Source organism: Vibrio sp. MMG023 (assembly GCF_021654215.1).
Taxonomy (GTDB): Bacteria; Pseudomonadota; Gammaproteobacteria; order Enterobacterales; family Vibrionaceae; genus Vibrio; species Vibrio jasicida.
Window position 1 is genome coordinate 26170 of the sequence record NZ_JAKFZP010000006.1, and the last position, 20603, is coordinate 46772.

Sequence of the window (20603 nt, forward strand, 5' to 3'; positions counted from 1 at the left end):
ACGCATAAAAAGGTAATGCTGGATGTTAACCGCCCTCGTCATTGATGATGAACAGTTTGCTCGTGAAGAGCTGGCAGAGCTATTGGACGAAACAGGCCAAATTGAAGTAATAGGTGATGCATCAAACGCCATTATGGGCCTTAAGAAGATCAATGAGCTCAAGCCCGATGTGGTGTTCCTTGATATCCAAATGCCCCAAGTGACAGGAATAGAACTGCTTGGCATGCTCGACCCAGAAACCATGCCTTATGTTGTGTTCGTGACTGCGTATGACCAGTATGCGATTCAAGCTTTTGAGGACAATGCGTTCGACTATCTATTAAAACCGGTTGATCCATGCCGCTTAACAAAGACGGTGAAACGCTTAAATAAAGTCGTTAGCCAATCAGCTTTGACGCAACAAATCTCCCGCATTGCTCCTGATAGCCTTGATCAAATCCCATGCATTGGCCACAACCGCATTGTGATCATGGCAACCGAAACGATTGAGTGCGCTTACAGTGACATCAGTGGAGTGCATGTACGTTCCACCAGCCAAACAGCCAGCACACAACTCACGCTAAAAACCTTGGAAGAGAAAACCCCACTGGTGCGTTGTCATCGCCAGTATCTGGTGAGTATCAAAGCCATCAACGAGATTAGATTATTGGAAAATGGCCTAGCTGAAATCATCACCAAAACAGGCTTTGAGATCCCAGTGAGCCGCCGTTACTTAAAGGTGCTCAAAGAACTTCTGGGCATCAGTCACTAAGCTCAGACTCTGGCATAACTCGTGTAGAAATTCCCAATGAAAAAGGCGACCTTGTGGTCGCCTTTTTGATGTTTGACTCGTCTTAATCGACTTGCTTAATTTGTAGCTCTTTTGGCACTTCGAAGAACATGTTCTCTTCACGACCAAGCACTTCGTCTACCGCTTCTGCACCAACCAGCTCTTTGATGCGATCTAGGATTTGGTTTACCAGCTCTTCTGGTGCAGATGCGCCAGCAGTCACACCAACTTTCACTTTGCCTTCAAACCATTCAGGCATGATGTCTTCTGGGCAGTCTGTTAGGTATCCTGGCGTACCTAGCTTTTCAGCCAGTTCTTTTAAGCGCGTTGAGTTTGATGAATTCTTGGAACCTACAACAACCATCACATCTACATCAGCAGAAAGCTCACGCACGGCATCTTGACGGTTTTGCGTCGCGTAGCAGATGTCATCTTTACGAGGACCTTGGATGTCTGGGAATACGCGGCGTAGCTCTTCAATTACGTCAGCAGTTTCATCAACAGACAGTGTCGTTTGGCTCACGTAGTGCAGATCCGATGGATCTTTCACGATCGCTTTTAGCTTCTCAACATCGGCTGGCGTTTCCACAAGGTACATACCGCCTGTATCACTTGAATACTGACCCATCGTGCCTTCCACTTCTGGGTGACCAGCGTGACCGATCAGTACCACTTCCATATTGCGACGGCTTGCACGTGCCACTTCCATATGTACTTTGGTTACCAACGGACAGGTCGCATCGAATACCGTTAGGTCACGAGACTTCGCTTCTTGACGAACAGCTTGAGATACACCATGAGCGGAGAAAATCACAATGTTGTTGTCTGGCACTTCATGCAGTTCTTCAACGAAGATAGCACCACGCTGTTTTAGACCTTCAACCACAAAACGGTTATGCACCACTTCATGTCGAACATAGATAGGTGGCTGATACATCTCTAGCGCACGCTCTACGATGCTAATCGCGCGGTCAACACCAGCACAGAAACCACGTGGGTTAGCTAACAGGATTTTCATTTCATTGCTCATGGAAGTTATCTTTTATTTGGTTCGCTATTCTACTGACAAAATTTCGACTTCGAAAGTCACGTCTTGTCCCGCGAGTGGATGGTTGAAGTCCACAGTTACTGAGTCGCCAGCAATCTCAGTGATGATGCCCGGGATTTCCATTCCATCAGGACCGCTAAATGCCATGATTGTGCCGACTTCAACTTCCGCTTCGCCAACAAATTTAGTGCGGTCCATATAGTGGATATGGTCTGGATTCGGCATGCCAAAAGCGTCAGCCGCTTTTAGTTCAATGGCTTTTTGCTCGCCAACTTGTAAGCCTAGTAGGCATTGCTCGAAGTTCTCACTCAAGCTACCGTCGCCCATAACGAACTTAGCAGGCTTGCCCATATTATGTGTGCTGTCCGCTACAGAGCCATCTTGCATTTTGATGGTGAAGTGCAGCGTTACTGCTGAATCTTGATTTATTGTTGTCACGTTACTGCTTCCTTGTTCTTGGGTTTCCTGCGCTCTATCTGATCACGTACTGTGATTGCTTTTTATTGTACGAAGATGCGCGGATTGGGCTCCAACATAATAAAAAGCGTCGTCCGAATCAACGGACGACGCTTAGGGTTATTCGATATATCGCAAAAGATTACTTGTCAGCGTCCTTTTTGCGAAAGCCATCAAGAATGATCATTGCCGCACCAATACAGATGGTGGTATCTGCAAGGTTGAATGCTGGCCAGTGGTAGTTACCCCAGAAGAAGTCTAGGTAATCAACAACAAAGCCATGAACAACACGGTCAAACACGTTGCCCACTGCACCACCAATAATCAGTGCGTAAGCGATGTTGTTCCATTTTTCCTTTGCTGGAAGCTTGCTCATCCAGTAGGTCAAAAGACCTGTCACAACAAACGCAATACCTGTGAACAACCAGCGCTGCCAACCCGCTTGATCGCTCAAGAAGCTGAATGCTGCACCGTAGTTATGAACATAAAGTAGGTTGAAGAATGGCAGCACCTCAATTCGGTTTGCCCATCCGTAGCCCATGTTGTCCATCACCACCAATTTGATGCCAATATCTGCAATAAATACCAGAATTGCTAACCACAGCCAGCGAACTCCAGATTGCTTTAACGTCAGTGCTTTTTCACTCATTACTTTACCTACAAACAGCCCCAGTAAATACTGGGGCTGTTAATTTTAAAAAAAGTTCAGTCGTTCTAGGCAATTACGCGAATTTACGTACTTCACCTTCGCCGTCTACGTTCGACACACAACGACCACAGATCTTCTCGTGACCTTCGATTGTGCCTACGTCTGGCGTGTGGTGCCAACAACGGTCACACTTCTCGCCTTCAGCTGCTGCTACTTCAACAAACAAGCCTTCGATATCCGTCGTTTGTGCTGCATCAGTCTTCTCACTTAGTGGCTTAACTTTCGCAGCAGATGTTAGTAGAACAAAACGCAGTTCATCTTCAAGTTTGTTGATCTTCGCCGCGAGTGCGTCATCAGCAAATAGAGTCACTTCAGCTTGTAGTGCACCACCAATGGTTTTCTCTTTACGCGCATCTTCTAGAAGTTTGTTTACTGCACCACGAACCGCTTGGAGCTCAGTCCAGAATTCGTTGTTCAGCTCTTCACCTTCAGCAAGACCGAATAGACCATCGAACCACTCACCAGTGAATACGAACTTGTCGCGTTGACCTGGCATTTCGTTCCAGATTTCATCTGCAGTGAACGACATGATTGGCGCCATCCAACGAACTAGCGCTTCTACGATGTAGTAAAGTGCTGTCTGACAGCTACGTTGAGCGTTGCCGCCACGTTTTGCTGTGTACTGACGGTCTTTAATAACGTCTAGGTAGAAAGAGCCCATTTCGATTGAACAGAATTGCATTAGACGCTGAGTCACACCGTGTGTGTTGTACTCTTCGTATGCTTTAACAATCTCTTCTTGTGCAGCTAGTGCACGACCAACCGCCCAGCGATCTAGCGCAACCATTTCTTCAACAGGAACGATGTCTGTTTCAGGATTGAAGCCGCTTAGGTTAGCAAGGAAGAAACGCGCTGTGTTACGGATACGACGGTAAGCATCTGCGCTGCGTTTTAGGATTTCATCAGAAACCGCAACTTCACCCGTATAGTCTGTTGAAGCAACCCATAGACGAAGAATGTCAGCACCTAGCTTGTTAGTTACGTCTTTTGGTGCAACTACGTTACCGATAGATTTCGACATCTTACGACCGTGACCGTCAACCACGAAACCGTGTGTCAGTACTTGTTTGTAAGGCGCTTCGTCTTTCATCGCGATAGATGAAATTAGAGAAGACTGGAACCAACCACGGTGTTGGTCAGAACCTTCTAGGTATAGGTCTGCAGTGTTGCCGTTGTACTCTTCACGAGCATCAACCACAGAGAAGTGAGTCACACCTGAATCGAACCATACGTCTAGCGTATCTAGTACTTTTTCGTATTGGTCAGCGTCAGCACCTAGTAGTTCAGCTGCATCTACATCCCACCATGCTTGGATGCCTTTCTCTTCAACCAGCTTAGCGACTTTCTCGATCAGCTCTAGCGTGTTTGGATGAAGTTCTGCTGTTTCTTTATGAACAAACAGAGCAATTGGCACACCCCAAGTACGTTGACGAGAGATACACCACTCAGGGCGACCTTCGATCATACCTTCGATACGGCTTTGACCCCACTCAGGCATCCACTCTACGTTCTTGATTGACTCTAGTGCTTTAGCACGTAGGCCAGCTTGATCCATAGAAACGAACCATTGAGGCGTAGCACGGAAGATGATTGGAGTCTTATGACGCCAACAGTGTGGGTAGCTGTGCTCGTAAGCGTGGTGGTGTAGTAGTGCACCTTTTTCTTTCAGTACTTCTACTACTGCATCGTTCGCTTTAAATACGTGCTGACCAGCAAATAGCTCTGTATCTGGTAGGTAAACGCCGTTTGAGCCAACTGGGTTTGCTACTTCTAGGTTGTACTTGTTACCAACCGCGAAGTCTTCTTGACCGTGACCAGGTGCAGTGTGAACAACACCAGTACCTGAATCAGTCGTAACGTGATCACCAAGGATCGCCGGTACAGTGAAATCGTAGAATGGGTGTTGGAATTGAGAAAGCTCAAGATCCGCACCTTTAGCAAAGCCAAGGTTGTGGAAGTGCTCGATACCCGCACGATCCATTACGTCTTTCGCCAGCTCAGCAGCAACGATGATACGCTCAGCGTTGTCGCCTTCTGTTTGGATAAGCACGTACTCTAGATCATCACGTAGACATACTGCGCGGTTTGCTGGCAGTGTCCAAGGTGTTGTTGTCCAGATAACGATAGATACGTCACCGTGACCTTCATGACCTTCTGTCAGTTCAAACTTAGACAATAGTGCCGCTTCGTCAGCCGCTTTAAAACGAACGTCGATAGATGGCGATACTTTATCTTTGTACTCAACTTCAGCTTCAGCCAGTGCTGAGCCACAGTCTGTACACCAGTGAACTGGTTTAAAACCTTTCAGTAGGTGACCTTTGCTTGCGATCTTACCAAGAGCACGGATGATGTTCGCTTCAGTTGCGAAATCCATAGTGCGGTATGGCTTGTCCCACTCACCCATGATGCCAAGACGCTTGAAGCTCTCTTTTTGACCTTCAACCTGACCTGCAGCGTACTCACGACATTTCTCGCGGAACTCAGCTGCTGTCACTTTTTGACCTGGTTTGCCGACTTTCTTCTCTACCATCAATTCAATTGGTAGACCGTGGCAGTCCCAGCCTGGGATGTAAGGTGCGTCAAAACCTGAAAGTGTTTTGGATTTAATAATAATGTCTTTAAGAATCTTGTTTAGTGCGTGACCAATGTGAATGTCACCGTTCGCGTAAGGAGGGCCATCGTGCAATACGAATGACTTTTTGCCTTTCTTCGCTTTACGGATTTCACCGTAAAGATCTTCTTTGTACCAACGCTTAAGCATTTCTGGCTCACGATTGGCCAGGTTGCCGCGCATTGGAAACCCTGTTTCAGGTAAGTTCAGGGTATCTTTATACTCACTCATCGATTCTTAATTCCGTTATATTGGGCGAAAATTAGACATTATGTTGAACGGTGGAATAAACCGCTCAACGCTTAAGCTGACGCAGCCACACCCTTGCTGCTTCAGCATCCAATACGATTTGTTGTTTAAGTGCTTCAAACGACTCAAACTTTTGCTCATCTCTAAGTTTATGCAAAAGTTTCACTTCTAGCTGTTTACCATATAAATCAGCATGAAAGTCGAATAAGTGTACTTCTAACTGTTGGCGAACACCATTAACCGTCGGTCGTTGACCAATGTTAGCGACACCACCAATCGGCTTATCTCCTAAGCCAAGCGCTTGAACAACATAGACTCCGGAAACCGGAGAAACACAGCGCTTCAAAGGAATATTTGCCGTAGGGAACCCGATGGTTCTACCTAGTTTTCTTCCATGTGAAACACGACCGCTGATGCTGTAATCTCTTCCCAGCATCTCATGTGCGGACTGCAAATCATCACGAGCCAATGCATCTCGAATTGCTGTACTGCTGACTCGTAACTGCTGTAAACAAAAGCTTTGAGTACTTACGACTTTAAAGCCGTACTTTTCCCCCGCTTCTTGTAGCATTGCAAAGTTACCTGTTCGACCTTTGCCAAAACAGAAATCATCACCAATGACAAGAAACTTAACACCCAATCGAGTAACCAACAAGTCACGGATAAACTCTTCCGCCGTTAGGTCGGAAAAATGACGATTGAAGTTAACGCAAAGTAAGCGATCAATATCCAGCTTACTCAGCTGAACAAACTTATCACGCAGTCGCGTTAACCTTGCTGGTGCCTTATCTCGAGCGAACAGCTCCATAGGCTGAGGTTCAAAGGTCATCACAACCGAAGGTAACAAAAGTTTCTTCGCTTGTTCAGACACTTGTTGCAATACTTGTTGATGGCCTCTATGTACGCCATCGAAATTGCCAATAGTCAGCACGCAGCCTTGATGGCGCGACTTGATATTGTGAATGCCTCTAATCAGTTCCATTGGATACTGCTTTATGCCTCTGTTTTTACTTTGCACTGTGTGAAACTGACGGATTATATACCAATCAACCTTATTCTGTCCCAGCTTTTAGGTCTTTTAAACGAACACCGAGTAAAAACACCACAGCAAGGTAAACTACGGCACCTAAACCAATCAACATCGCTAGCACACCACTACGGTGAGCAAAGCTCCAATCCAACCACACCGACATGTCTTCGAGCTGCCATAGAATTGCCGCAACCATTGCGCCCCCCGCCACCATCAAGCGAACAATAAAAAAGACCGTTCGCTTGGTGACTTGGTACACCCCAGCAATGTGCAAGCCGCGGTATAGCAGCGCCATGTTTACAAACGCAGAGAGTGCAGTGGCAATCGCAAGGCCAACATAACCGTAGAAATAAGCAAAAATTGCATTGAAGACCATATTGGTCACCATCGCAATAATGCCGTATTTCACAGGCGTTTTGGTGTCTTGACGCGAGTAGTAGCCCGGAGCGAGCACTTTAATCAACATGAAGTTAAGCAAGCCCGAGGCGTATGCTAATAAAGAGAGAGAAGCCTGATGTACATCTTGCGGGGAAAACTCTCCTCGCATAAACAACACCATCAACATAGGCTTCGCTAATGCCATCAACCCAAGCATGGCAGGAATACCCAGTAAGGTCACCATGCGCACGCCCCAATCCATGGTATGAGCAAAACCTTCACTGTGAGCATCTACGTGTTTACGTGACAATGCAGGGAGAATCACCGTCGCAATCGCGATACCAAACAAACCTAACGGGAATTCAAGTAAGCGATCTGAATAGTACAACCAACTGATCGAACCGGTTTGCAGAAAACTGGCAATAAAAGTATCAAACAATAAGTTGATTTGGCTTACCGACACACCAAATAAGGCAGGAATCATCAAGGTACGGATCTTCACCACACCCGGATCGCGCCAACCCCATTTAGGCTTAACCATTACTCCCGCTTTAATAAGGAAGGGAATCTGGAATAGAAACTGAACAAGGCCACCTAGTAATACGCCAATCGCAAGACCGATTTCTGGTTGCGACATCTGAGGCGAAATAAACCACGCCGCCAAAATGATCATCACATTGAGGAAGACAGGCGTAAAAGAAGAGACGGCAAACTTACCTAAGGTATTAAGGATCGCACCAGAAAGCGCAACAAAAGTAATGAACCATAAATAAGGAAAGGTAATCTTGAGCATGACACTGGCAAGTTCGAACTTCTCAGCGGCCGGGCCGCCATGCATCCAGTCTAGGAACCAACCAAAACCAAACAGCGCCGTCACTACACCAGAGCCTAAAACCCCTAGAATGGTAACAATAGAGACAATCACGCCCAGCGTACCAGCCGCACGAGCAATCAACTCACGAGTTTTATCCATATCCCCTTGAGCGTGACTTTCGGTTAGTACTGGCACAAAGGCCTGAGAAAATGCGCCTTCTGCGAACAAACGGCGTAAGAAATTAGGAATTTTATTGGCAAAGAAGAAGACGTCGGCACTCGCGCCTGCCCCCATCAAGTTTGCTACTACCACATCACGAACTAAACCTAGGACGCGCGAAATTAATGTCATGGCACTGACGATCATGCCAGACTTGAGCAGTCGTTTACTCACTGTAACCTCGGAATATCACCAAAAGATAGCCAACCCTATTCCTCTAAGCCTTTGAAAGCTACAAATGGGCGTTAAAAATATATCCGTTTATTGTCAGATCTAGGCGGATAATTATTAGCAATGGTCTAAAAATGCTGTTAGAATCCCCGCCATCTTAACCGCGATAACCTTTCTTACCAAAATTTGTTTTGGCTTCGATTGGTTTTTGCACAAATCATTTGACATTTAGGCGCAAATGAGGGATAGTCCTCGCCCTTAAATTGTCACAGAAATAAGTTTTTGGGAGTTAGACCCTTGGCAAATAGTAAATCTGCTAAGAAGCGCGCTATCCAAGCTGAGAAACGTCGTCAGCACAATGCTAGCCGTCGCTCAATGATGCGTACTTACATGAAGAAAACTGTTGCTGCTATCGAAGCAGGCGACAAAGAAGCTGCAACTGCTGCATTCGCTGCAGTTACACCTATCCTAGACCGTATGGCGACTAAAGGCCTTGTTCATAAGAACAAAGCAGCACGTCATAAGTCTCGTTTCGCTGCACAAATCAAAGCTCTTTAATAGAAACTTGATTTTACAGTGAAGAAAAAACCGGCTGCTGCCGGTTTTTTTATATCTAAATTCCGTGTAACTCATCGAATTTTAGACAATAAAAAAGCTGGCGATGCCAGCTTTTCTTATATGTGACCTGTCATCACATGGCCTCTGCACAGTAAAGGCCATGAAGCGTTTGGATTAATTCCTTCACTTCATCACTCTTTAACGTGTAGTATACCGTTTGTGCTTCTTTTCTCGTAGCCACCAGTTCGTCGCGACGAAGCCAAGCTAAATGTTGAGACAGTGCCGATTGGCTCAACTCTAGTTTTGCGCAAAGTTCCCCGACCGATAGTTCTTGATTATGCAGCATGCAAAGGATTTGTAGGCGTCTCTCGTTTGCCATTGCTTTAAGCAACACGACAGCTTTGGCGGAGTTTTTCTCCATTTCTTGTAGATTCATGTGCTGGACCTCTAGCTACAACTTACTTTCCCCAACCCTGGCCAGTTTGTTGTGTTACGAAGATTTTATAATTTAGAGTTATAGTTTTGTCGATAGTAATCTATTTATTTGCGCAACGAAACGTGTTCATTCAAACATTTGGCTAAAATCTGCATCACAAACGTTCTTAACTGCTGGATGTTGTATCATTCGTTCAGCAAAAATAACGTAATACTCTTCTTTAAGGTCATCTACGTGACCGATCAGTTGTAAATTGCGGTCATCTTCAATCTCCGACATATAAACGGTCGGAGCTAAAAAAATCACATCATCACGATAACGAGCAAATGCCTTCATTAAGGCAACATCATCAAACTCGCCCAGCACATCTGGCTGTAATCCTTGTCTATCAAACCACTGCAATACTTTACGTCCCATTGCCGTTCTACTGGCCGGGATAAGTAATTTTTTATTCTCTAAAACTTCAGGAAATTTCACATCTGGTATTTCAGACGAAGCAAAAAAGCTCATGCTACTCTCACCTAACTTCTTGCTGTAAAGGCCCGGACTTTGTGTTGAGTCCACCGGACAATCAGAAAGGATCATATCAAGTTTATGCTGAGATAAACGCTCCAAAAGCAGTTCGTGAGTCGATTCGTAGCAGCGTAAATGAATGCTGTTATCTTCAGGAACCGTCGTCATTAATACTTTGCTTACGAGTCGCTTAGATAGTGCATCGGCAACGCCAACTTCGAAAAGAATATTAGAGTGCTGGCTGTAGTTAACGATATCGAGCATTTCGTAGCTCAAACCAAACATACGGTCGGCGTACTTAAATACCAACTGTCCTAGTTCTGTTGGTTCTACCGTACGCCCATTACGCTTGGTCAACTTCCCCTTCATGCGGTCTTCAAGTGCTTTGATCTGCCCAGTTACAGTTTGTGGTGTTAGAAATAAAGCATCAGCAGCTTTAGTTACAGAACCTTGTTTGCACACCATCCAGAAGTAATAAAGGTGGTTGTAATTTAGATGTGACATCATCAATCCCTATAAAGAAGATGACACTTTTTATATCAAATGTGACAAGGACAGACAAGAAGTTCGGCAAAACCTACAATAAATAAGAAAAAGATAAGTTTTACCGAAAATAACGAATTCACACTGTCATAAAACTTGAAGTAAAACGCACTTTTTTAATCTCATCAAGATAAGTGGCAGCGAATCAACAACACAGAAAATCACATAAATTTCAATCAATTATAATGCTTTGGATTTTTCTTCACAGGCAACTATTAAAAAGAATAATAAAAATTCTCCATAGAAACCGAACTGTAATATTACTGAAATATTTAATCTCTAACATCGCCCTCAGTTTCAACAACAGACCAAATAAACGAACTGAAAGGTCCACGGAGAAAATTATGATGAACCAAGCTACTTCAACAGCAGCACCAATCTCGAGCACGACTCGCTGGTTACGCTGGGCTAACTTGGCATTCATGTTATATCTGCTTCTTCTAGCAGTATCTATGGTTGGTAGCGGCTTCAAATGGGCGACTGGCGATCAAGCTAAAGTACTCTTTGAATTTGCGTCTCACCCAGTCGCAGGTCTAATGATCGGTTTGGTGGCTACGGCCCTAATCCAATCTTCAAGTACCGTAACTTCTATTATTGTAGGTTTGGTTGCAGGTGGTTTACCTGTAGAAACCGCTATTCCTATGGTAATGGGTGCTAACATCGGTACTACCGTAACGAATACTCTTGTTTCACTTGGCCACGTACGTTGTAAAGAAGAATTTAAACGTGCATTCGCAAGTGCAACAATCCACGATTTCTTTAACTTACTTGCAGTACTGATCTTCCTACCATTGGAAATGATGTTCGGCATTCTAGAAAAGATTTCACACTGGTTAGTATCGCCTCTACTAAAAACTGGCGATATGAGCATGGGTGGTTTTGACTTCATCAAACCAATCACTAAACCTGTAGTGAGCGCGATTAAAGAGCCTCTATCTACATTTGGTGACACCATGGGTGGTGTAGCACTAATCGCTCTAGGTATCGGTACTATCTTCGTCGCTATCACTGTTATGGGTAAGCTAATGAAGAGCCTGATGGTTGGTCGTGCTCGTGACATCCTTAAGAACGCAATCGGTCGTGGTCCTATCCACGGTATCGTATCGGGCTCTGTAGTAACGGTTCTTGTTCAATCTTCTTCTACGACAACAAGTCTAATGGTTCCACTAGTAGGCTCAGGTGTTCTAAAAGTACGTGATATCTACCCGTTCACTCTAGGTGCTAATATCGGTACATGTATCACGGCTCTACTAGCAGCAACAGCAGTATCTGGTGAGTTCGCGGTATTCGCACTACAGATTGCACTAGTACACCTAACGTTCAACATTCTGGCGACACTGTTCATCTTCGGTATCCCGTTCCTACGTGAGATTCCAGTGAAATGTGCAGAAGTGATTTCAGAAATGGCTATTAAGAACAAAGCGGTTGTAGCAGGTTACCTACTAGCAGTATTCATCGTGCTACCAGGCTCTATCCTTGCTCTGACAGCATAATAATAAGATTACCATCGCTTATGTTAGGCTCCACTTCGGTGGGGCCTTTTTTCGTTTTAGAGAAGTAAAAACGGGCTCGCCCTAGGAACGCTAAGCTTCGAGAGGGATAAGGCCCGATGATATCCACCTAAAACATCAAGTCCTGCCAAAATTCTTTAAGTTCAACTTTCTTTCACTAAGCTTCTGGTCCCCCACTCTCGATACCTACAGCGGAGCGCTCTCATTTCTTGATCACGCAGTAAACTATGGTAAAAGAGATTCCCGACGACCGTTTGATTTCAGAGTGAGTGAACATCATCTTCAAGAGCGAGGCTCGAGTGAGTTGGAGGATCTTTTATTCCCTCTCACATTTCGAAGCGCAGCGTTCTGTAGGGCGAAGCCTGTCCCCACCCTTCGGATATAAAAAAGCCGCCCATAAAGGCGGCTTAGAAACTCAATATACTCGTTAAACTGAGAACGGGTACTGAATTGGATCGTGGTGCTCGTAACCTTCTACCCAGAAGTCATCTAGAGTTACCCATGTTTCCAAATCTTCTAGAGATTTGATTTCTGGATTGATGTGGAAGGTTGCAGCTTTCAGAGGTTCACGCTTCAACTGGATGTCACGCATTGGCGCAAGCTGATCTTCGTAGATGTGTGCATTAACAATCTTATGATAAGCCTGACCAGGTTTCTTACCTGTAATTTGCGCCATGATTGCCAAGAACACATACACTTGAACCATATTGAAGTTCAGACCCAGCGGAACGTCACAAGAGCGCTGCGTGCTGTTTAGGTACAGCGTGTCACCTAACAGCGAGAAGTGGTGGCTGTACATACATGGGCGCAAACACCCCATATGGAACTCACCAGGGTTGTAGAAGTTTAGGATTTCACCACGGTCATCAACACCGCGCGTTAAATCATCCACAATCTTACGCAGCTGGTCGATATGACCGCCATCTGGCTTCGCCCATGAACGACCTTGAACGCCGTATACACGTCCCATGTCATCTTCACCCTTGCGGAATGGGTTGTTCAGCCATGCTTCATTTAGGTTTGCGTTCGCATCCCATGTTTTCGTACCTAACTTACGGAAGTCTTCAGCGTTGTCGTAGCCACGGATATAACCAAGTAGCTCAGCAACTGCCGCTTTCCAAAAGCTCTTACGTGTCGTTACTAATGGGAATTGGTTGTTGGCAACATCGTAGGTCAAGTCTGCGTTGATCACCGTTAGGCAGCGTTTGCCTGTGCGTTCGTTTTCAACCCAAGTGCCTTGGTCAACGATACGCTGACACAAATCTAAATACTGTTTCACACCAATTCCTTACTTCGTTTCTGCTTGGACTTTGTCTTGGTAAAGACCACGTTTGTACGCCCAAACCATCATAAGCACACCTAGAATGATCATTGGTGAAGATAGGATTTGCCCCATCGAAATATAGCCACCAAATAAACCAAGCTGTGCATCCGGTTCACGGACAAACTCAACTAGGAAACGGAATGTACCATATCCAGCTAAAAATAGCCCTGATACCGCCCCCAAAGGACGAGGCTTTTTAATAAACCAGTTCAAGATTAAGAACAGTACGATACCCTCTAGGAACATCTCATAAAGCTGAGATGGATGACGTGGGAGCGGTCCACCATTCGGGAAGATAATCGCCCATGGTACGTCTGTCACGCGGCCCCAAAGCTCACTGTTCATAAAGTTACCCATACGGCCCATACCAAGACCAAATGGTACAAGCGGAGCCACAAAGTCTGCCACGCCAAAGAAAGTTCGACCATTCTTGTGCGCGTACCAGAACATGGCAGTAATCACGCCCATTAAACCACCGTGGAACGACATGCCGCCGGTCCAAACTTTAAATAGGTACAGAGGGTCCGCTAAGAATAAATCGAAGTTGTAGAAAATCACGTAGCCAACACGACCACCAATCACTACCCCAAGGAAACCCGCAAACAACAAGTCAGAAACTTGCTCACGTGTCCAACCACTACCCGGCTTATCTGCGCGGCGGTTTGCCAGCCAAAGTGCGAACATGAAGCCGACAAGGTACATCAAACCGTACCAACGAACAGAAACAGGACCAATAGAGACTAAAACCGGATCAATATTGGGAAATTCAAAGTATCCCTGAGACATAACTCATTCTCTTCTTATTACTAATAAAACAGGTGGACTTTACAGCAGCATGGTCGCTGCAACAAACATCAAGAATACGGCAAATATTTTCTTCAATACCGCAGTTGGAAGGGTAGAAGCCAGTTTTGCGCCAACTTTAGTCGTGAGCATCGACGTCATGGCGATTGCTAACAAAGCTGGAAGGTACACATAACCTACACTGTAGTCAGGTAATCCTTCTACTTTGTAGCCATGTAAGATGAATCCAATCATGCCTGAGATGGCGATCACGCAGCCGCACACCGAAGAGGAGCCAACCGCTTTACGCATTTCAATACCATGTTTGTTCAAGAAAGGGACCGACAGTGAACCACCGCCAATACCTGCAAGACTTGATACCACACCAATTCCCGTTCCGTACATCATAGTGACCGGACTACTCGGCATGGGCTTCTCGCTTTTCGTTTTAATTGAACGAAACATCTGCACCGCTAGACACAACACAATCACACCAAAGACTTTCGGTAAATAGTGTGTAGGGATCCATTCGGCGATATTGGCACCAACAAAACCACCGATAACCACACCAGGCATCAGCCATTTCACGACGAACATATCGACGTTACCCAGCTTAAGGTGATTCATCGCCGACGAACCGGAGGTCACGATGATACTCGCCAAGGAAGTAGCAAGTGCCATGTGCATACTCATTTCAGGAGAAATGCCAGCTAAAGGAAGAAGATACAGTAATGCCGGTACAACTATTAGCCCGCCTCCGATGCCTAAGAGTCCTGCCATCACGCCAACGAAAGCGCCTAGCGCGAGCAATAATATAAATAAAGAGATGGTCACAATTACCTACTTCTTACCTGCACGAATAAAGCCGGCAAAACCTTGTTGAATAAAGAAATCATGCATCATTTGATGGATTTCTTGCCCATAAGAGCATGACATGGCTTTTTCGACGAGTTTTTCTAATTCTTTTTGCTGGCTATGGCGAATCAAATACTTCACCTTAGCCACGTTAGAGGTGTTCATACTCAAACTGTCGTAACCTAAGCCCAACAGTAAAAGGGCACCAAATGGGTCGCCTGCGAGCTCACCACAGATACAGACCGGAACCTGATATTGATGGCAAACATCATGAATCTGCTTTAACGCCAGCAGTACTGCCGGATGCATGGATTCATAGACATCAGCAACACGAGAATTGTTCCGATCAACCGCCAACAAATATTGAGTTAAATCGTTAGTACCAACAGAAACGAAGTCAACACGATGGGCTATCGCAGGCAATAAGTACACCATTGATGGCACTTCAATCATTACCCCAACCTTCGGCGCTTGAATGCGGTCATCCAATAACACGACTTCGCTGTAAGCTTGGTTAATCAGCGTAATAGCATCATCCAGCTCTTTAATACCAGAAACCATCGGTAGTAAGATGCTTAGATTACCACTTTCCGCACTCGCCCTAAGCATCGCACGCAACTGGATCAAAAAGATATCAGGGTGATCCAACGTAAAACGAATACCTCGCCAACCCAAAAATGGATTATCTTCTTCAATCGGAAGATACGGTAACGGTTTATCACCACCGATATCCAGCGTACGCATTACGACTCGTTGATTTGGATAGCTATTGAGGATTGCTTGATACTGATGATACTGCTCATCTTCCGATGGAAAGTGATGCTTAAGTAAAAAAGCGATTTCAGTACGGTACAAACCCACGCCATCCACACCAGAGTTGATGGCGATATTACTATCTGCACTCAAGCCCGCGTTGAGCATGACTTCAATCGGATGGTCATCTTGTGTGATCGCAGGTAGTGCAAGATCTTTGTTCACCATTGCGAACAATTCAGATTCTTCACTCACTAAGCTGCGATATTCACGCAGCAATTGACGGTTCGGTTCTAAATAGATCTCGCCAGTGTAGCCATCGACAATGCCCTTCTTGCCGTTTACCGCGCGAGTATTAATGTTTGCGCCCATAATGGCAGGAACACCCAGCGCGCGAGATAGAATCGCAGCATGAGAGTTCGCCGCACCTTCCAGCGAAACAACGGCAAGTAAGTGCTGTTTTGGTATTGAAGCAAGTAGCGTCGCCGTGAGTTCATTGGCAACTAAAATCACTGGGCGATCAATCGAGGCATGCTCTTGCTCACTATTATGTAAAAAGTAAAGCAAGCGTTGCCCAAGCTCGCGAATGTCTTGAGCACGTTCACGTAGATAAACGTCTGACATACGCGCGAAGCGGTTTGAGTAGGTTTCGACGACTTGTCGCAATGCCCAATCCGCACGGTCACCTTTCTCGATCTGCTTCTTAAGATCACCACGCAACATTGGATCGTTGAGTAAGTGGGTAAAGAGGTCAAAAATAGCTAACGCGTCTTTATTGATTTCGCTGTCAAACTTCTTACGCATACGGCGAAAATCATTCAACGCTCTTTCCACAGCAACCGCCAATAGTTCATGTTCCCTTTCTTTATCTAAGGCAGAGGCAGGGAAAACATCACTTAAATTAGGTTGAGTATTATCAAACCAGAACTCGCCGATAGCGACACCAGTCGAAGCAGGAAGCCCCTTGATAACAGTAGGCTTGGAGGCGAGTTGCCAGTGACCTAAGTTTTGCGCATGCGCAATCAACACAGCAAGCTGCGCAGATAAGGTCACAAGGAAAGACTCTTCCATCTCACTAAACAAGCGTGGGGTTTTCTGCTGGATAACCAGAACACCGAGCACTTGTTTACGATGAATGATCGGCGTACCTAGAAAGGAGTGGTAAACCTGCTCACCGAGTTGAGGGAAGAATTTAAAATCAGGATGGGTTGAAGCCTCAGCTAAGTTTAGTGGTTCCGCACTGCGTTTGACTAAACCGACCAAGCCTTCGTTGAAGTTGATATGAATACTATCGCCTTCAAAAATAAGGCCTTGAGTTGCCATTAACTCAAGGCGCTGCATTTCATCATTAGCTAGATAAATAGTACAACACTCAGTGCATAGGGCTGCGCAAGTCTCTTTAACCAATATATCCAGTGCCAGATGCACATCATCGACTCTGGAGACTTTCTCAACTATTTCCCTTAGCTGACTGAGCATGTTGATCCTCTATCTACGTTGCTTTTTTCTTTTCCCTTTCGTCTTACGCTCTCGAAAAGGCATGGCTAAAGATGCAAACTCTTTCATCGCACGACGATAAACGTCTCGCTTGAAAGAAACAACTTGCCTAACTGGATACCAGTAGCTTACCCAGCGCCAACCATCAAATTCAGGGGATTTCCCACGCTGCATATTGATGCGGGATTCATCGCATTCTAATCGCAGCAGAAACCATTTCTGTTTTTGGCCGATACAAACAGGCTTGGAGTCCCAACGCACCAATCGCTTTGGTAGCTTATATCTTAACCAATGACGACTTGTTGCGATGATCTTAACGTCTTTTTTCGTCAGACCGACTTCTTCATATAACTCCCTGAACATGGCTTGTTCAGGTGTTTCACCTTCGTCAATCCCACCTTGTGGAAATTGCCATGAGTGTTGCCCGTATCGTTTAGCCCAGAAGACCTGACCATGGTTATTACAGATCACAATACCAACATTAAGTCGGTAACCATCGCCATCTATCACCGGCTAACCTCTATGAATAATTTTTTATTACCGTGATTTTTCCACATATCCCCATTACTAGCAAACTTACTGATGTGATATGAGCAAGATTTATTACCTTTTGGCCTTTTTTGGATATCTTTTAGACAGACATTATTTTATCAACACAAGATTGAGACATAGCCCACATTTATTCACCTTTTCTGTGAATAACTTTGTGAAGAAATCATTATCAATAAAGATTTTTGTTCAAAACCATTACAAGCAATATTTTCCAACCACAAACAAAATAAACATAAGATATTGATTATAAAAACATAAAAACCCAAAATGGCGATTTAACGATCTCTATTTTCCTGATGATCTTTTCACCAAATACAGATCGGTCAAAGATCGCTCAATCGGTTATTTATCCACATTGAACAGGTAGGACTTCATGACATCTCAATAAAATCAAGTCTCAATCCACCTTTAAACCCCTGTTTATTCATCCAGCCTACATGAAGATCCTATTGGTGGCTTTCTAATCTGTGGATAAGTTATGAATTGATCATTCTTAATCCAGCTCGGTGAAATCTTGGACAGTCGATTTTGATGAAATTTGGTAGACTAACGTTTTCCCTCATCACATTGCCGTTATGAAACCAGAACCACAATCCGAAGCTGAACTGATGGAGCGCGCACATGATATTGCGGGCTTAAGCTTTACAGAGCTTGCCGAAGAGGCAGGAATGGCTGTTCCTGAAAACTTAAAACGCGATAAAGGCTGGGTTGGGCAATTACTGGAATGGCATTTAGGTGCGCCAGCAGGAAGCAAACCGCAACAAGACTTTGCCAAGCTTGGGATCGAACTAAAAAGCATTCCGATCAGTTATTCAGGTCGACCATTAGAGACAACGTTTGTCTCTGTCGCTCCATTGACTGGGGTTCAGGGACTCACGTGGGAAACCAGTCACGTTCGCAACAAACTGTCACGAGTACTGTGGGTACCTGTAGAGGGCGAGCGCGAGATTCCTTTGGCAGAGCGAAGAGTTGGTAGCCCATTGATATGGTCACCCGATCAAGAAGAAGAGTTAATTCTAAAAAATGATTGGGAAGAACTGATGGAATTGATCGTGTTGGGTAAGTTTGATCAAATTTCCGCCAGACATGGAGAAGCGCTTCACTTGCGACCTAAAGCAGCAAACGCAAAAGCACTAACTGAAGCTTACAGCTCAAATGGTAAACCGATAAAAACCCTGCCCCGTGGTTTCTACCTTAGGACACAATTCACCGAACAGATATTATTGAAGCACTACATCAACGCCCAATCAGAATGATCAGTGCGTCACGAGTGACAACTCAATATCACAGTACGAGGCTGTACCTTCACTGCCAAACTCATCGTAAGCATTGTGCAGCCTCAAATAAGCTTTATCTATCCCCAACCTCAGCAGTTCTTCTTTCACCAGATCCAATGAGCCGAAATGAATCGGATCTTCACCGTCTTTGATCGGTTCAAGTTGGTGTTTGTACTCCACTGCTAATAGGTAATCAGAGACATCAGAACAACCAATCACAAAGACCTTAGGCGTTTTATAGGAGTCTTTGTGATAGCCATGCAACCACATGTCGAGTTGATGCTTCTGCATATTGCACCTCCTTTACAAGATCCTTTAAGTCTAGTTACCGTATTGATAACTTTCGAGTTAACTACATAACGAAACTTAAATCATTTGCGACAGCAACTAAAAATCCCCTATATTGGAATAACTTATTCAGTCGGTAACTCTTCAAGGATGTGAAATGCAATATACAAAACTACCGCACTCATCACTCGAGATCAGTAAGATCTGCCTTGGCACTATGACGTTTGGTGAGCAAAATACCGAACAAGAAGCTTTTCAACAGCTCGACTTTGCCCTCGATCATGGGGTGAACTTCATCGATACTGCCGAGATGTATCCCGTACCACCGAAAGCAGAGACACAAGGACTCACCGAGCAGTACATTGGCAATTGGTTAGCGAAAAGTGGTAAACGTGAGAAAGTGGTTTTAGCAACTAAAGTAGCTGGTCCGCGCAACGTCCCATACATTCGTGAAAACATGAGCCTTAACCGTCGCCATATTCATACTGCGATTGATGACAGCCTTAAACGCCTACAAACCGATTATGTTGATCTGTACCAGCTGCACTGGCCGCAACGTCAAACCAATTGCTTTGGTCAACTCAACTATCCTTACCCAGACAAACAAGAAGAAGTCACGCTGATTGAAACGTTGGAAGCGCTCACTGAACTAGTTAAGGCTGGGAAAGTACGTTATATCGGCGTATCGAATGAAACGCCGTGGGGGGTGATGTCACTGCTGCGTTTGGCAGAAAAGCATGACTTACCAAGAATCGTTTCAATCCAAAATCCATATAACTTACTTAATCGCAGTTTCGAAGTTGGTTTGTCTGAAATCAGCCACTACGAAGGCGTTCAGCTACTGGCTTATTCACCACTAGCATTTGGTTGTTTGAGCGGTAAATACCTCAACGGAGCAAAACCAGAAGGTGCGCGTTGCACGGTTTGGGAACGCTTCGCTCGCTACTTCACACCACAAGGTGTTAAAGCGACAGAAGCATACGTCAACCTAGCGAGAGACCATGGATTAGATCCTGCGCAAATGGCGCTTGCCTTCGTCAATCAGCGCCCGTTTGTGGGTTCAAATATCATTGGCGCTACTAACCTAGAACAGCTCAAATCCAATATCGACAGTATCGATGTTCACCTAAGTGAAGCGTTGCTAAATGATATCCAAGCGATTGGTTCGACTTACTCGAACCCATGCCCATAGTATTTCACTTCCCAATAGACTAAAAACAAAGAGGCTGACCACAATGGTCAGCCTCTTTGCATTGGCG

At 45.1% G+C, this 20603-nt stretch carries 19 protein-coding genes; 5 read left to right on the forward strand and 14 right to left on the reverse strand.

All coding sequences use genetic code 11. The features are described 5' to 3' along the window. Positions 1 to 22: 22 nt before the first annotated feature. Positions 23 to 751 carry a two-component system response regulator BtsR gene (gene btsR / locus L1076_RS18805; protein ID WP_039973779.1) on the forward strand — a complete coding sequence of 243 codons (729 nt, stop codon included), beginning with the start codon at positions 23 to 25 and terminating at the stop codon, positions 749 to 751. Between the two features lie 82 nt (positions 752 to 833). Here the strand turns inward: btsR and ispH are convergent, their stop codons facing one another. The 6 genes from ispH to murJ all read right to left on the reverse strand — a co-directional run bounded on the left by ispH (position 834) and on the right by murJ (position 8457). After that, the gene (gene ispH, locus L1076_RS18810; RefSeq protein WP_005440578.1) at positions 834 to 1799 is read right to left on the reverse strand and encodes a 4-hydroxy-3-methylbut-2-enyl diphosphate reductase; all 966 of its coding nucleotides are present in this window, start codon (positions 1797 to 1799) and stop codon (positions 834 to 836) included. A 24-nt stretch (positions 1800 to 1823) separates the two neighbouring features. After that, complete coding sequence (gene fkpB, locus L1076_RS18815; protein ID WP_038876251.1) at positions 1824 to 2255, reverse strand: FKBP-type peptidyl-prolyl cis-trans isomerase; 432 nt, start codon at positions 2253 to 2255, stop codon at positions 1824 to 1826. A 160-nt stretch (positions 2256 to 2415) separates the two neighbouring features. Then, positions 2416 to 2922, reverse strand: a complete 507-nt coding sequence (lspA, locus tag L1076_RS18820) for a signal peptidase II (protein WP_005440576.1) — start codon at positions 2920 to 2922, stop codon at positions 2416 to 2418. 73 nt (positions 2923 to 2995) lie between these two features. Further along, entirely contained in the window at positions 2996 to 5824 is a 2829-nt protein-coding gene (gene ileS, locus L1076_RS18825; protein ID WP_045406044.1) for an isoleucine--tRNA ligase, read from the reverse strand. A 64-nt stretch (positions 5825 to 5888) separates the two neighbouring features. After that, the gene (ribF, locus tag L1076_RS18830) at positions 5889 to 6824 is read right to left on the reverse strand and encodes a bifunctional riboflavin kinase/FAD synthetase (protein ID WP_038866392.1); all 936 of its coding nucleotides are present in this window, start codon (positions 6822 to 6824) and stop codon (positions 5889 to 5891) included. Positions 6825 to 6894: 70 nt separating this feature from the next. Next, a complete protein-coding gene (gene murJ, locus L1076_RS18835; RefSeq protein ID WP_039973782.1) occupies positions 6895 to 8457 on the reverse strand; it encodes a murein biosynthesis integral membrane protein MurJ in 1563 nt (520 codons plus the stop codon). Positions 8458 to 8751: 294 nt separating this feature from the next. Between murJ and rpsT the strand changes: the two genes are divergently transcribed. Beyond that, a complete protein-coding gene (rpsT, locus tag L1076_RS18840; protein ID WP_005440571.1) occupies positions 8752 to 9012 on the forward strand; it encodes a 30S ribosomal protein S20 in 261 nt (86 codons plus the stop codon). Between the two features lie 133 nt (positions 9013 to 9145). On the opposite strand, the gene L1076_RS18845 is transcribed toward rpsT, so the two are convergent. Both L1076_RS18845 and nhaR read right to left on the reverse strand, forming a co-directional pair. Then, complete coding sequence (locus L1076_RS18845) at positions 9146 to 9448, reverse strand: metalloregulator ArsR/SmtB family transcription factor (RefSeq protein WP_038866389.1); 303 nt, start codon at positions 9446 to 9448, stop codon at positions 9146 to 9148. A 126-nt stretch (positions 9449 to 9574) separates the two neighbouring features. Then, complete coding sequence (nhaR, locus tag L1076_RS18850) at positions 9575 to 10465, reverse strand: transcriptional activator NhaR (RefSeq protein ID WP_038866387.1); 891 nt, start codon at positions 10463 to 10465, stop codon at positions 9575 to 9577. Between the two features lie 383 nt (positions 10466 to 10848). On the opposite strand from nhaR, the gene L1076_RS18855 reads away from it, so the two are divergent. Continuing rightward, positions 10849 to 11997 carry a Na/Pi symporter gene (locus tag L1076_RS18855; RefSeq protein ID WP_005440565.1) on the forward strand — a complete coding sequence of 383 codons (1149 nt, stop codon included), beginning with the start codon at positions 10849 to 10851 and terminating at the stop codon, positions 11995 to 11997. 445 nt (positions 11998 to 12442) lie between these two features. On the opposite strand, the gene L1076_RS18860 is transcribed toward L1076_RS18855, so the two are convergent. From L1076_RS18860 to rppH, 5 genes are read right to left on the reverse strand one after another with little or no spacing between them, the layout of a single operon-like run. Then, positions 12443 to 13294, reverse strand: a complete 852-nt coding sequence (locus L1076_RS18860) for a thymidylate synthase (protein WP_005434888.1) — start codon at positions 13292 to 13294, stop codon at positions 12443 to 12445. Positions 13295 to 13303: 9 nt separating this feature from the next. Beyond that, positions 13304 to 14125 (reverse strand): prolipoprotein diacylglyceryl transferase, encoded by an 822-nt coding sequence (lgt, locus tag L1076_RS18865; protein ID WP_038866385.1) that lies wholly within the window; start codon positions 14123 to 14125, stop codon positions 13304 to 13306. A gap of 39 nt (positions 14126 to 14164) precedes the next feature. Next, entirely contained in the window at positions 14165 to 14956 is a 792-nt protein-coding gene (locus L1076_RS18870) for a sulfite exporter TauE/SafE family protein (RefSeq protein WP_038866383.1), read from the reverse strand. Positions 14957 to 14962: 6 nt separating this feature from the next. Next, entirely contained in the window at positions 14963 to 17209 is a 2247-nt protein-coding gene (gene ptsP, locus L1076_RS18875) for a phosphoenolpyruvate--protein phosphotransferase (protein ID WP_038866380.1), read from the reverse strand. A 9-nt stretch (positions 17210 to 17218) separates the two neighbouring features. Next, positions 17219 to 17737: an RNA pyrophosphohydrolase gene (gene rppH / locus L1076_RS18880; protein ID WP_005434895.1), complete on the reverse strand. Its 519-nt coding sequence runs from the start codon at positions 17735 to 17737 to the stop codon at positions 17219 to 17221. 617 nt (positions 17738 to 18354) lie between these two features. On the opposite strand from rppH, the gene mutH reads away from it, so the two are divergent. Next, positions 18355 to 19035: a DNA mismatch repair endonuclease MutH gene (gene mutH / locus L1076_RS18885; RefSeq protein ID WP_038876241.1), complete on the forward strand. Its 681-nt coding sequence runs from the start codon at positions 18355 to 18357 to the stop codon at positions 19033 to 19035. On the opposite strand, the gene L1076_RS18890 is transcribed toward mutH, so the two are convergent. Next, on the reverse strand, positions 19036 to 19347 hold the full coding sequence (locus tag L1076_RS18890) for a DUF6482 family protein (RefSeq protein WP_038866376.1): 312 nt from the start codon (positions 19345 to 19347) through the stop codon (positions 19036 to 19038). 154 nt (positions 19348 to 19501) lie between these two features. Between L1076_RS18890 and L1076_RS18895 the strand changes: the two genes are divergently transcribed. Beyond that, the gene (locus L1076_RS18895) at positions 19502 to 20536 is read left to right on the forward strand and encodes an NADP(H)-dependent aldo-keto reductase (protein ID WP_054756173.1); all 1035 of its coding nucleotides are present in this window, start codon (positions 19502 to 19504) and stop codon (positions 20534 to 20536) included. Positions 20537 to 20603 lie beyond the last annotated feature (67 nt).

What these genes read in the sequence shown, in the direction of transcription:
- btsR (WP_039973779.1), top strand. Translation starts at nt 23, where the DNA reads ATGTTAACCGCCCTCGTCATTGATGATGAACAGTTTGCTCGTGAAGAG.
- ispH (WP_005440578.1), bottom strand. Translation starts at nt 1,799, where the DNA reads ATGAGCAATGAAATGAAAATCCTGTTAGCTAACCCACGTGGTTTCTGT.
- lspA (WP_005440576.1), bottom strand. Translation starts at nt 2,922, where the DNA reads ATGAGTGAAAAAGCACTGACGTTAAAGCAATCTGGAGTTCGCTGGCTG.
- ileS (WP_045406044.1), bottom strand. Translation starts at nt 5,824, where the DNA reads ATGAGTGAGTATAAAGATACCCTGAACTTACCTGAAACAGGGTTTCCA.
- ribF (WP_038866392.1), bottom strand. Translation starts at nt 6,824, where the DNA reads ATGGAACTGATTAGAGGCATTCACAATATCAAGTCGCGCCATCAAGGC.
- L1076_RS18845 (WP_038866389.1), bottom strand. Translation starts at nt 9,448, where the DNA reads ATGAATCTACAAGAAATGGAGAAAAACTCCGCCAAAGCTGTCGTGTTG.
- nhaR (WP_038866387.1), bottom strand. Translation starts at nt 10,465, where the DNA reads ATGTCACATCTAAATTACAACCACCTTTATTACTTCTGGATGGTGTGC.
- L1076_RS18855 (WP_005440565.1), top strand. Translation starts at nt 10,849, where the DNA reads ATGATGAACCAAGCTACTTCAACAGCAGCACCAATCTCGAGCACGACT.
- lgt (WP_038866385.1), bottom strand. Translation starts at nt 14,125, where the DNA reads ATGTCTCAGGGATACTTTGAATTTCCCAATATTGATCCGGTTTTAGTC.
- ptsP (WP_038866380.1), bottom strand. Translation starts at nt 17,209, where the DNA reads ATGCTCAGTCAGCTAAGGGAAATAGTTGAGAAAGTCTCCAGAGTCGAT.
- mutH (WP_038876241.1), top strand. Translation starts at nt 18,355, where the DNA reads ATGAAACCAGAACCACAATCCGAAGCTGAACTGATGGAGCGCGCACAT.
- L1076_RS18890 (WP_038866376.1), bottom strand. Translation starts at nt 19,347, where the DNA reads ATGCAGAAGCATCAACTCGACATGTGGTTGCATGGCTATCACAAAGAC.
- L1076_RS18895 (WP_054756173.1), top strand. Translation starts at nt 19,502, where the DNA reads ATGCAATATACAAAACTACCGCACTCATCACTCGAGATCAGTAAGATC.